Source organism: Nocardioides soli, from assembly GCF_014191495.1.
Lineage (GTDB): Bacteria > Actinomycetota > Actinomycetes > Propionibacteriales > Nocardioidaceae > Nocardioides > Nocardioides soli.
The window spans coordinates 1,162,819-1,175,000 of record NZ_JACHWR010000002.1 but is presented as its reverse complement, the minus strand read 5'-3'; the positions used below and the strand labels follow the sequence as shown (position 1 = coordinate 1,175,000).

The 12,182-nt window shown below is 67.9% G+C and carries 7 protein-coding genes and 1 pseudogene; 1 reads left to right on the top strand and 7 read right to left on the bottom strand.

Annotated features, from left to right (window positions below; translation table 11 throughout):
* Window positions 1-392: 392 nt before the first annotated feature.
* From FHU40_RS15970 to FHU40_RS15955, 4 genes and pseudogenes are all read right to left on the bottom strand, one after another.
* Complete coding sequence (locus FHU40_RS15970) at window positions 393-599, bottom strand: TraM recognition domain-containing protein (RefSeq protein WP_183593261.1); 207 nt, start codon at window positions 597-599, stop codon at window positions 393-395.
* A 92-nt stretch (window positions 600-691) separates the two neighbouring features.
* Window positions 692-1,372 (bottom strand): annotated as a pseudogene (locus tag FHU40_RS15965) (type IV secretory system conjugative DNA transfer family protein); the annotation flags it as partial.
* A gap of 204 nt (window positions 1,373-1,576) precedes the next feature.
* A complete protein-coding gene (locus FHU40_RS15960; RefSeq protein WP_183593260.1) occupies window positions 1,577-2,224 on the bottom strand; it encodes a hypothetical protein in 648 nt (215 codons plus the stop codon).
* A gap of 173 nt (window positions 2,225-2,397) precedes the next feature.
* Window positions 2,398-2,784 (bottom strand): hypothetical protein, encoded by a 387-nt coding sequence (locus FHU40_RS15955; RefSeq protein WP_183593259.1) that lies wholly within the window; start codon window positions 2,782-2,784, stop codon window positions 2,398-2,400.
* A gap of 243 nt (window positions 2,785-3,027) precedes the next feature.
* Here FHU40_RS15955 and mobF point away from each other — a divergent pair, with 243 nt between their 5' ends.
* Window positions 3,028-8,943, top strand: coding sequence for a MobF family relaxase (mobF, locus tag FHU40_RS15950; RefSeq protein WP_183593258.1), 5,916 nt, complete (start codon window positions 3,028-3,030; stop codon window positions 8,941-8,943).
* 386 nt (window positions 8,944-9,329) lie between these two features.
* Here mobF and FHU40_RS15945 read toward each other — a convergent pair whose 3' ends face one another.
* Genes FHU40_RS15945 through FHU40_RS15935 form a run of 3 tightly spaced genes read right to left on the bottom strand, consistent with a single transcriptional unit; the run spans window position 9,330 to window position 12,093 of the window.
* Window positions 9,330-10,106, bottom strand: coding sequence for a hypothetical protein (locus tag FHU40_RS15945; RefSeq protein WP_183593257.1), 777 nt, complete (start codon window positions 10,104-10,106; stop codon window positions 9,330-9,332).
* A 26-nt stretch (window positions 10,107-10,132) separates the two neighbouring features.
* Complete coding sequence (locus tag FHU40_RS15940) at window positions 10,133-11,308, bottom strand: XRE family transcriptional regulator (protein WP_221199861.1); 1,176 nt, start codon at window positions 11,306-11,308, stop codon at window positions 10,133-10,135.
* On the bottom strand, window positions 11,305-12,093 hold the full coding sequence (locus FHU40_RS15935) for a hypothetical protein (protein ID WP_183593256.1): 789 nt from the start codon (window positions 12,091-12,093) through the stop codon (window positions 11,305-11,307). The genes FHU40_RS15940 and FHU40_RS15935 overlap by 4 nt, the downstream gene beginning before the upstream one ends.
* Window positions 12,094-12,182 lie beyond the last annotated feature (89 nt).

Here is a 12,182-nt window from a genome sequence, read left to right as displayed (position 1 = left end):
TTCGCATGCCGCCAGTTTCAGGCCGGCGAGTGCATGGATTTGAGTTACGATCCGAGGTTACGTGAGTCCGGTTGAGGGCCTCGGCCACCCACCGATCCAGCAGTGTTCCCGTTTGATGACGACAATGAGCATGCACCGCGCGCTGTCCCTGGACAACGTCGTTGTTCCGTTCAATGGACTCACGGTCAGGAATGGTGCCGCGAGGCAGTCCTCATGCCTACGGTTTCGGGCTCGCAGGAGAGCGATCAGCCTCACCCCCCATCGCGATCGCACCCACCACAGTCGTATCGACGAGAGTTGAAGGCTCGTTCGCTCTTTTTGCGGCTGCGCCCATCGCATGTGTCACAACCCGGCGCGACATCTTCCTCGTCCCGTCAGCGGCCAGCCCGTCATCAACGCTCGAGTTGCCGCAGCGTCTCGAGGTCACCCAACCCGGGCAGCAGCAGCCGCATCTTGGCGTTGGACAGCACCGTCCGCGCTACGTCGCGGGCGCCGAAGAGGTGCTCGAGCTGGGCGATGTCGTGGTAGGCGAGCAGCAGCTGCACGCCGTTGCCCCGCCCGGTGGTGAGCAGGTGCGGCAGCCGCGGGTACCTGAACACGTTCCCCGCCTCGTCGAGTGGAGGAGCAGCCGCGGCGTCACCGGTCCGCCGGCTTGGGCGGCTTGCTGCTCCGCCTCGTGAACGATCGAGGAGATCAGCGCGGTGAAGTACGGCGTGAACCGGTCGACCTCTGACTGAGGAGTGACCATCAACAGGGTGGCCGGTCGGTCGCGGAAGAGGTCGGCTTCGCTGAAGTCGCTGCGGCGTGCCGACTCCAGCACCGTCGGACGGTTGTAGGTGTCGGCGAGCCCGAAGGCGGTGAACATCACTGACCCCTTGCCCTCCTCGTGGATGCGGCAGGTGCTGCGGTACTCGCGGAGCACCTCGACGAAATCGTTGTCGGCGAGGATGTGCTCGACCTGGTCGCGCGCGAGCTCACCCTTGTAGGCCCATTCGACGAAGCCGGCCACTCCACGGCCAGAGAGCTGGGCGGCCAGCAGCAGTCCCTTGAGGTATTTCCGGGCCTGCGCATTCCACGGCCGCGCCTTCGGGTCGCCAGTCATGCCGGAGGAGTCGACCAGCCACTCAGCCATCCGATCTGCGGCGTCGGCGTCCGTGCAGTAGTCGACCGGTGACCACGCAGCGGTGTCGATTCCAGGAGCGCCGGCCGGGGCGATCACCCACACGGGCCCCATCGCCGCGCGGCGAGCCAGCACGGGCACGAGGTCCTGGGGTTTGGCCATGGTCATCACGGCGCTCCCAGCCCACTCCAGCACGTTGGGAGTGATGAGCCCGACCGTCTTGCCGGACCCGTTCGGCCCCTCAACCGGGATCGTCGCAGGTCATGGTCCGTGAGGCTTCGCAAGCGTCCCGCAAGACCCGTCCGCTCGGGTTCCCGGTGAGGGGCCCTATTGGGAACGCGGCCCCGACCATTGGTGCATCTTGATCCCTTCCGGTGTCCGGGCACCTAACGGTTGCTGCGCCTTCCACCAGGGCCGTGATCGCCAGCGAGGCGAACCGAACCGGCGTGCTCGCGATCACCGGCCCCACACGCCTCGAGACGGCGCGTCCAGCGCGGTCGCCTTGTGAGCCGACCGAATCGACTCGCGGTGGTAGGCGGCCTCGCGCAGGAATTCCGCCTCGCCATCGGGCACGTCAGTGGGGGTGACGTGTCCGTGCTCATCCTGGGCGCATGCGCGCACCTCGGTGCCGGTCGACCCCGCGGACGAGCTGTCGACAGGATTGGTGTCCCGGTCGAGTTGCTGGTCGAGTTGCTGGTCGTCGAGCAGCTCGAGGAGCTCGCCGGCGTCCGCGCCAGCGGACAGCCCACGGCCCGACCGTGAAGGCGAAGCCGCTCGGCATCCAGCTCCGCTCGCCGTTGTTTCCCACGCCGGCAGTACCTCGCTGGCCTCGAAGGCCTCGTGCTCCCGCACGTAGGCCTCCTGTCGCGCCGTCAGCGGTTCACCGGCCATGATCGGGCCACACCCAACCGCGGCCGCGCTCGCGGTGAACCGCGGGTAGGCCGACTGGTGCTGCCGCCACCGCTCCCTGGAACTCGACGAGCTGTTCGCGAACCTCGTCGGGCACTGCCTGGCGATCGCCTCGAGTTCTGACCACCGGACCACCTCGACCGGGTTGTGCCAGGAGTCGTCGACGCCGAATCCGAGGCCATCGGCCGTGCCCACGCTCCGCTCCCCGTCTCGAGGTCGCGGCGGCGCGTCGGCCGACCAACCCGCGTCACGGACCTGGACGACCTCAGCCGGGTTGATCAGGATCGAAGTCAATGACCATCCCGACCACGATCTCAGCGGCTCGTGCTGACGCCGTCGCCCAATCACAACCCTCGGCCGGTTCAGCATCACGCCACCTCGGCCTCGGCACCCGCAACAGTGGTGCGGCCCTCGTCCATGCCGTTGTCGGGCTCGTTGTCGTCTGTGGTGAGCTGGCGCAGCCGACGGACCGTCGCCTGGTCGAGTCCGGTGAGCTGCACGACGTCCTTGACCGCGAGCTTCTCCGCCAGCAGCCGCTCTATCGCGCACGCGGCCGCAACGTCCGCGTCCGTGACCGCCTGCTCCGCGCGGGTCCGTTCCTCCCAGGCGACCTCGACGTCGACCACGGCCTCGTCGATGCGCCGCTCACGGGCCAACTGGTCCGGGTCCAACTTCAGCCGGCGCTCACGCGCCGCCTTCAGCCGAGCATCCCGTGCCCGATCCCGACCCGCCTGTGCCTGTGCTGCCTTTCCCACTGGGGACCACCTCTTCCTTGATTTGCAACGTCACGGAGATCGACCGCAGCCCTTCACAAGCAAGAGGCAACCTCGCCCAACCCGAATCGGACACTTCCGATCCACCGAATTTGAACCGCACCACGCCACTCCACCGACCGGACTTCGAACCTCACCAGATCCCTCGCACCCCATGCACTGTCGGAAATTGGTGCCGGGCAGGTGTCCGAAACCGGGTCGCCGCGGTTGCTTCTCCATGGCGTGATGGGTGTGCACAAGCTGACCGCGGGAGACGGGTACACATACCTGACCCGTCAGGTCGCCGTGCACGATGCGACCGACCGCGGCCACCAGGGACTGGCCGACTACTACGCCGAAAAGGGCGAGTCACCAGGCCGCTGGTTCGGTGCCGGTCTCGGTGACCTCGGGCTCACCGCGGGCTCCGAGGTCACCGAGACCCACATGCGGAACCTGTTCGGCGAGGGCCGTCACCCGGACGCGGAGCGGCTGGAGAACGCCGCTCTGGACGCCGGCAAGAGCGTCGCGCAGGCGAAGAAGGCCTCCCAGCTCGGTCGCGTCTTCGCGATCCACCGGGGCAACCAGCCGGAGTTCATCCAAGAGACCGCGAAGCGCTACATCGCCTACAACCTGCAGCACAGTGAGCACTGGAAGACGCCCGTCCCCGCCGAGGAACGCGCGCGGATCCGCACCGAACTGGGCAACGAGCACTTCCACCGCGAGCACGGTCGGGCCCCGATCGACGATCGCGAACGCGGTTCCTTCATGGCTAAGGCCACCCGCCAACAGACCACCGCGGTCGCTGGGTACGACCTCACCTTCGCCCCGGTGAAATCCGTCTCGACGCTGTGGGCGCTGGCCGATCGCGACGTTGCCAAGGAGATCGAGGCCGCCCATCACTCGGCTGTCGAGGCCACGCTCTCGTGGCTGGAGAAGGAAGTGTTGTTCACGCGCCGCGGCCGCGGCGGCCTCCAGCAGGTCAAGGCGAAGGGCCTGATCGCGGGCATGTTCACCCACCGCGACGCACGCTCTTCCGACCCGCACCTGCACACCCACGTCGCGGTCAGCAACAAGGTCCAGGACGAGACCGGCCGCTGGCTCGCGGTCGACGGACGGGTGCTCTACAAGGCCAACGTCACCCTCGCGGAGATGTACAACACCCTCATCGAGTCCGAGCTCATCGCCCGGCTGGGGGTTCGTTTCGAGAACCGCAGGAGCGGTTTGGATAAGGGTGTCGACAAGCGGCCCGTGCGCGAGATCGTCGGCGTCGACGAGCGGCTGGCTAAGACCTGGTCCAAGCGGCACAGCGCAATCGAGGCCCGCCGCCGCGAGCTGGCGGCCGCCTTCCAGACCGAGCACGGTCGGCCGCCGACCGAAGGTGAGGCCGTCACCCTCGCGGAGAAGGCGTGGGACCAGACCCGGCAGGCAAAGCACGCACCCCGCGCCGAGGCCGACCAGCGGGCCGCGTGGCTGGCCGAGGCCGCCGCGATCATCGGTGGTGAGCAGGCCGTCCGGGACATGATCGAGGACTGTCTCGGCCACCGCCCGGACGCCCAGGACGTCACCGACGAATGGACCGCCGAGACCGCGCAGCGTGTCGTCGAGCGCGTCGCCGAGGACCGTGCGACCTGGCAGGTCTGGCACCTGCGCGCCGAAGCACAGCGCCAGGCCCGCGCCCACGGCGTCCGGCTGCCCGACCTCGACGCCGCCGTCGACCGCGTGGTGGCCACCGCGATCGGCGAGCACTCCATCGCCTTCAACGACCCCGACCCGCTCACCCACGCGACCACTGCGGCCGAGCAGGACGTGACGGTCCCCTCTCCCCTGCAGCGCACCGAACACGGGGGCGACGGTGAGGAGATCGTCAGCGTCTACAGCCTCGCCGGCGCCCGCCAGTACACATCCCCGGCCGTGATCGACGCCGAACGGCGCATCGTCGAGTCCGCCCGACGCACCGGCGGCCGCACCATCAGCGAGGTACGCGTCGGCATCGCGATCGCCGAAGCCGCCGCCAACGAGCTCCAGCTCAACGCCGCCCAGCAGTCCCTGGTCCGCGAGATGGCCACCAGCGGCCGCGCCGTCCAGCTCGCCCTCGCGCCCGCCGGTACCGGCAAGACCACCGCCATGCAGGTCCTCACCCGCGCCTGGCAGGACTCCGGCGGTGACGTCCTCGGCCTCGCTCCGTCCGCGGTCGCGGCGCAAGAACTCGGCGCCTCGATCAATCCCGAGACCCGCAATGCGGGTGCGGCGAAGGCCAAGGGGCTCCTGAACGGGCCGTGGCGGCCGGGTCGAAAGAAGGTTCGCGCCGACACGCTGGCCAAGCTCGTGTGGCACGCCCAGAACGGCAACCCACCCGCGTGGATGGAGAAGATCAACCCCAAGACCCTCGTCCTGATCGACGAGGCGGGCATGGCCGCGACCACCGATCTGGCGGCCGCGATCGACTACATCACCTCCCGCGGCGGCCAGGTGCGGCTCGTCGGCGACGACCGACAGCTCGCCTCGGTCGCCGCCGGCGGCGTCCTGCGTGACATCGCCCACCAGATCGGCGCCGTCACCCTCAGCGAAGTCCACCGCTTCCGCAATCCCGACGGCAGCCTCAACCACGCCGAAGCAGCCGCCACCCTGGCGCTGCGCGACGGCGACCCGTCGGCGATCGCGTTCTACGCCGACCGGGGACGCATCCATGTTGGCGACCTCGGTGCCTGTGCCGACCAGGCCTACGCCGCGTGGGCCGCCGACCGGGCCGACAGCACCGACTCAGTCCTGATCGCGCCCACCCGAGGCCTCGTCGCCGAGCTGAACACCCGCGCCCGCAACGACCGCCTCGCCGGACTCGACGAGAAGGAAATCGGACCCGTCTTGACGCTGGCCGACGGCACCAAGGTGTCCGAAGGTGACCGGATCATCACCCGCGAGAACGATCGCCGCCTACGCATCAGCCGCACCAACTGGGTCAAGAACGGCGACCGCTGGCACGTCAAGATGGTCAACGCCGACGGCTCCCTGCGCGTGGTCCACGACCAACTCGGCAAGACCATCACTCTGCCCGCCGACTACGTCTCCAAGACGGTCCAGCTCGGCTACGCCACCACTGTCCACGGCGCACAGGGCATCACCACCGGCACCTGCCACGTCGTCCTCACCGGTGACGAAGACCGCAACCTGCTCTACGTCGCGCTGTCGCGCGGCAAGTTCGCCAACCACCTCTATCTCAACGTCGCCTCCGACGGCGACCCGCACAACCTGATCCGGCCCGAGGCGCTGATCCCGCCGACAGCGCTCGACCGGATCGCCGAGATGCTGCGCCGCGACGGCTCGCCGGTCTCCGCGACCACCGCGCTGCGTGAACAGAGCAACCCGCACCAGCTGCTCGGCGACATGGCCGCCCGCTACCACGACGCCGTCACTGCCGGCGCCGAGAACCTCATCGGCCCGCTCGGCATGGACAAGATCGACGCGCACGCCGAAGCACTACTCACCGGGCTCACCGAGGCCCCCGCGTGGCCGACACTGCGCTCCCACCTCGCGCTCATTGCACTCGACGAGCACAGCCCCCTGAAGCTGCTGACCGCCGCCGTGGGCGTCGGTTCGCTCGGTGACGCCCGCGACCCCGCAGCCGTGCTCGACGCCCGCATCGACGACCTCGTCACCGAACTCACCGCGGCCCGGCCACACGACCCGGACGCTCCCCCGCCCACCGACGGGCCGCTGCCCTGGCTGCCCGGCATCCCCGCCCGGCTGGCCGAGGCCCACGACTGGGGACCGTTCACGGCCGCCTACCACCAGCTCGTGCGTGAGCAGATCGACGCCGTACGGGAACAGGCTCGGGGATGGACCGGAGCCACCGCACCCGTGTGGGCACAGCCCTTCCTCGAGGACCAGGACGCCGACCTGCGGGCCGACCTCGCGGTGTGGCGAGCCGTTGCCGGGACCGACGAGAACGACCTGCACCCCACCGGCGACCGCACCATCGGCGCCCCCGGCGCCTACCAGGCCACGCTCAACCGGGCCGTCCGCTCGGCACGTCCGAGCTACCCCTTCTCCCAGCGCACCTGGTACCAGGTGCTGCCCGACAACGTTCGCGCCGACCCGTGGATCACCCCGCTGTGCCAGCGACTTGCCCGGCTCGAACGCGCCGGGCTGCCCGTGACCGACTACATCAAGCAGGCACTGGCCACCGATCCGTCCCTGTCGGGCGACCAGGACACGGACACGGACACCGCCGCGGCCGCTCGGCCACTGCCCGACGAGCAGCAGGCCGCCGCGCTGTGGTGGCGCATGGTTCCCCACCTCGGGCCGGCTGCACTCGGCGCCGACGAGCACTCCGCGAACCTGCTGCAGCCCACATGGCGCACCGCGCTGGCCGAACTCGTCGGCACCACCAAGGCCGATTACCTGCAGAAGGCTCCCGCCTGGCCCGCGCTCGTGGCTGCGGTCGACGAGGCCTGCGAGCACCACGGCTGGAGCCCGACCGAGATCCTCGCCAGCGCACTGGCCGGTGTCCCCCAAGACGGGAGCCTGACCGGCGTCGAGGTCGCCGACGCGCTCGTACTCCGCATCGCCATGCTCACCGACAAGCCGACAGACGCGCCGCCACCCCGTGACGACGCGGCCCCGTACCCCGAGGCCGACATCCCCGCGGACCCCGACCTGCTGCCACCCGAGGACGCCGACGAGTTCATGGCCGCCTTCCACCGCGACCAGCCCGACCACGAGAGCGCCCCCGTCTTCCACTCCCCCGCCCCGTACGACGCCATCGCCACCGAGCCGGTCGACCGGGAACCGCCACCGGACGAGCACGACACGACGCCAAACGACGCCGTCGCGGCCGTCGACTACCCGTACGTCGAGGACCCGTACGCGACGCCCCTGCCGTGGGAACAGACCGACCAGGTCACCGCCGAGAACGCCTTCCCCGACCCCAACGAGATCCCTGCCGAGCGGATCCACGAGCTCAACCAGCAGGCACTGGCCTACTTCGAGTCCTGCTACCCGCGCTCGTGGGCGCCGGACTACCTGCGCGAGCGGATGGGGACCGACCTGACCGAGCAGCCCAACTACGCCATCGGGTACGCACCTGGAGGCGGCCGCAGCCTCATGCGCCACCTCACCGACCAGGGCGCCACCCTCGACGAACTCGCACAGGCCGGCCTCGTCACTCGGCGTGAACGCGACGACGGCACGAAGTACTACCGCGACTTCTTCCGCGACCGACTGGTCATGCCCATCCGCGACCCCCAGGACCCCGCAGGAGCGGCGATCCTCGGGTTCGTCGGCCGTCGCAACCCCACCAAGACCGACGACGACTTCGCCGGACCGAAGTACCTCAACACCCGCAACACCAGCATCTTCACCAAGGGCGAGGCACTCTGCGGATACGCCGAAGCCCTAGAACTTCTCGCCCACGGCGCGCTCCCGGTCATCGTCGAAGGCCCCATGGACGCATTGGCCATCACCCTGGGCAGCAACGGCGCCGCCGTCGGCCTCGCCCCGATGGGCACCGCGCTCACCATCAACCAGATCAAGCTGCTGCGCGCCAACATCGACATGGTCAACGGCCGCGACCGCATCGCCGTGGCCACAGACTCCGACCCGGCCGGGTGGAAGTCGGCGCAGAAGGCCTTCTGGCACCTGACCGCCGCAGACCTCGACCCCACTCAACTCGACCTGCCCGACGGCCTGGACCCGGCCAAGCTGTTCGAGACTCAGGGTGCCGACGCGATCACCGCCGCTGTCGAGAACCGGTCCCCGCTCGGAGACGCGATGATCGACCACCTGCTCCGCACCGCCGGCCACTGGGCCGAGACCGACGTCCGCCAGAAGCTCATCCACCAGGCCGCGCGCATCCTCGGATCCCGCGGCTCCGAGCGCTGGCTCGACGGCTTCGAACGTCTCCGCCAAAAGCTGCACCTCGCGCCCGGCATCCTCGAACACCAGACCGTCACCGAGAGCATGGAGCGCGACCGCAACCGCCCGGCCTACGCCCAGGCCCGCATCGATGAGATCAACGCCGAAGAGCGCAAGAAGACAGCCAAGGCCGATCCTCAGTCCCGGCGCCGGGCAGCCGAGCAGCGACTCGCAGCGACAACCACCACCACGCTCCGGCCATGCCACGACGTGCCGCCAACAGACCCCGATCACGCGGGTCCCGCCCGGTGACAGCACCTGGCTCAGTATCGCTCTGAGCGAATCAGTGGACCCCACTGTGCCCGAACGGGCCATTCACAGTTCAGGAAGCTCGTCAGAAAGGGCGCCGAACCGCTTGGCGCGTTCAGCGGCCCCCCATCCGGTTCGTCGAACAGCACCATCTACTGCGCCTCGTCTGTCAGTGAAAGTCGAGTGAGTGGGTTGGGGAGAAGCAGCCACCCTGGCCAGCGCGAAGGCTGGCCAAGACTCAAACGGCGCAAGTGGAGTCCAGCAGGCAGCACCCAAGGCGCTCGGGTCATCCTGCCCGTGAAGTGACACGTCGACCGACGACCACGCGAAGCCACCCTTGCGGCGCACCGATCCGACATCGACGCCGAGAACGAGCGGGGGGTGCTCCCTCACTCCTCCCCCTCGGACTGGCCAATGTCAGTGTCGATGTTCAGAACCTGCGTAGCGGGAGTCGTCTGAGCTCGAAGGACGGCGGCGTTCTCCGCCAGGCGACGGGCTGACTTCAGGCGAAGATCAGTGTCTTCACCGTCCTGGATGCTCACGCCCGTAGCGATCGCAAACTCAATCGAGCCCCCGGCCAGTAGATGCTGGACGATCTCCTTGTGGATCCTCCGGCTCGTGCGCTGACGGCTTCGATCCGTCTTGGCATTGCGATAGTTGCTGGCGCGGCGCATGAGCTCGACTGACTCGCCGATGTACAGGGTACGGACACCGGCATCATCTAGGCCGAAGTCGTATCGATACAGGCCAGGCAGTCGCGGTAGCGATGGGAACTTTGGCAGCCCCTCAGCGTCCAGGACGACGGGGCCAGCGCGAAGCCAGTCGAAGGTGACTCGCACGTCCACAGACTCGAGGACGTCGAGTGCCTCTGCGTCGAACGCGGCTCGGTTGGCTCGCGGCTTCGCGCTCCTCGCGTTGGCCGAGATCACCGACCCTCCCTGGCTGACCGAGAAGCCAAGGCGCTCGAGAAGGCGCCGGCTGTTCTGGGATTGGAAGGCCCGACGATCGAGACCCGTAGCAAGCGCCATTACCTGCTTCACCGGCCAGCGGACACCATCGATCTCGACCCAATACTCCTTGATCGATTCCGGCACGCGATCCGTCAGCTTGCGACGGACAAGGTCAGCCGTCAGATCGAATGACCGACTGGCTAGCGTGAATTCCATGCCCACCTCGCCTCTTTGAACGGTTGCTAGTCGCTAGACCCTTCGGGTCTCAGCAAGGACACCACACGCCCTCTGTCCTCGTCAGTGTCGCTCCGTAATGCATTCGAAGTTGCCAAAGGGCTTCGACTCGTCGCTGACCGAAAGAGCTCGATGGGGACACGGCACTGCGCGGCCAGAAGCCCAGCATCGACGCCCTCGCCCTCCAGCAGCTCGAGCGCCCTGGGCAGGAGGGACGGCTGCTCGAGCACTTGAATCTGACCGGGTTCGGCACGGCGCCAGCCGCGCGTCGAGACTGTGGTCATCGCGTTCCGATAGGACACGTCACCCATGACACCAAGCTCCCTTGCGCGGAAGAGGAGCGCCTGCATGCTGACCCCCCACTGCTCCTTGAGCCTGGCCAATGAGGTCCAGCTGCTGCTGTTGATCGAGCGGGGCAGCATCGGGGCTATCTCCTCCGCCGGCATAAGCAGCTCGCCCGCGAATCGGTGCGCCTGAGTTTCGACGATGCGTCCGCCTGGCTCGGCATCTGCGTGCATCACCAAGTGGCCGAGTTCATGCGCCACATCGAACCTTTGTCGGTAGTAGTCCCGCTTCAGCGGGTTGAGGACGACGACGGGACGGAGGCGACTGTCGAATGAGTAGGCATCGACCGCTGCGGCTTGTGGCGGGCTGAACACCACCAGCACGCCGTGGTTCTCCAACTCGCGCACGAGGTGACCAGCGGGTCCAACACCGAGTCTCCAAGATTCCCGAACCTGACGCGCCGCCTCCTCGGGTCCGTCGTTTTCGATGTCGTCGACGTCGACGGCAAGCCGCTGGATGTCAACGTCGGGGAACTCGACGTGGCGCTCAAGGCCCGTCGCGATATCGACCGCAAGTTGGCCGTAGGCCTGTGCTTGATCTCGGGCGAGCTGGCTTGTGGAGCGCAGGGATCGGAAGTGGGGAGGGCTCGTCAGGTTCGATACGTCCTCATGAGCGACCGCGAAGAATGCGGGGTCGACTCCTAGGCCGAGAGACAGCTCGGCAACGGTCGACGCCGTCGGCCGCTTGGTTCCCGACTCCCAGGCCGCGACAGCTGTTGGACTCTTGCGGATCACTCCCGCCAGGTCACTCTTCCGTTTGCCGGCTAACTGGCGAGCAAGAGTTAACCGGGCGCCGTCAAAGAGAGCGGCAGCATCGGCTGCCGACATCGAAGCGTTCATCGCAGGTCATCAGCCTGGGACTGCTGCGCGCGTCGCTGACGAAGACGAACCTGCGCATCCGGGACCTCGTCCGGCGCCGAAGGTGCCGGACTCTCCAGCTGTCGCGAGCCCGAAGTCGTCGGACCACCAAGGAGGTCGACATACCAGTGCCACGCATCTCCCCCGCCGTCGTTAAGGCGTGGCCGGCCAAGGACCAACTCACGGCGCTGACTAACGGTGTCAAGGGAGTGGGCAGACACAAGGGTCGTCAGATCCAGCGCATCATCATCGATGGCGAGCAGACCCGCAACCTCCTCGGCGACCAAGTCGTCGAACAGCGTCATCTCGGGCTCAGGGTTCGGCTGTTTGGCGACCAACTGCTTGGTCGGACTCTTCTGCGGCCAGGGAAGCGAGTCGATCTTGCCGAAGGCGCAGGAGGCGAGCAGGAAACGTAGGTCCTCAATGCGCCAGCCGGGGCTGTGGTTGAGATCCGCACGCCGAACGAGATCCGGCGGCAACTGGGGCATGGTCTCAATTTCGCGCTCGGTCAGCTCGGCATGGACGAGATCCAGACCCTCGCTGGAGTCAGCTCCGACTTGGAGCGCGTACTTGCCACAGGAAGTCACCCGATCGATGCGATCGCGGAACAGGGTGAAGCGCGTGCTTCCCAGCCAAGCTGCGTCGTACCCGGCATCCTCGGAGTAGTCGTCGAGGGTGCGGGTCACCGCGGAGGTGTACGCCCACGCCAAGGCGCCCAGGAGTCCACGGTCCTCGAGCTGGCTGATGATGTCGGTCTTCTCGGTCACGGAACCGAATCTACACCCTATGCCAGTATTTTCTGTGGCAGAATGAACTTATCGGCGATTCCTTCGTCGCGAACACGACTACGCGGCGC

Excerpts from the sequence above, each read along its gene's own strand:
- FHU40_RS15940 (WP_221199861.1), bottom strand. The coding sequence starts at position 11,308 with ATGAACGCTTCGATGTCGGCAGCCGATGCTGCCGCTCTCTTTGACGGC.
- FHU40_RS15945 (WP_183593257.1), bottom strand. The coding sequence starts at position 10,106 with ATGGAATTCACGCTAGCCAGTCGGTCATTCGATCTGACGGCTGACCTT.
- mobF (WP_183593258.1), top strand. The coding sequence starts at position 3,028 with ATGGGTGTGCACAAGCTGACCGCGGGAGACGGGTACACATACCTGACC.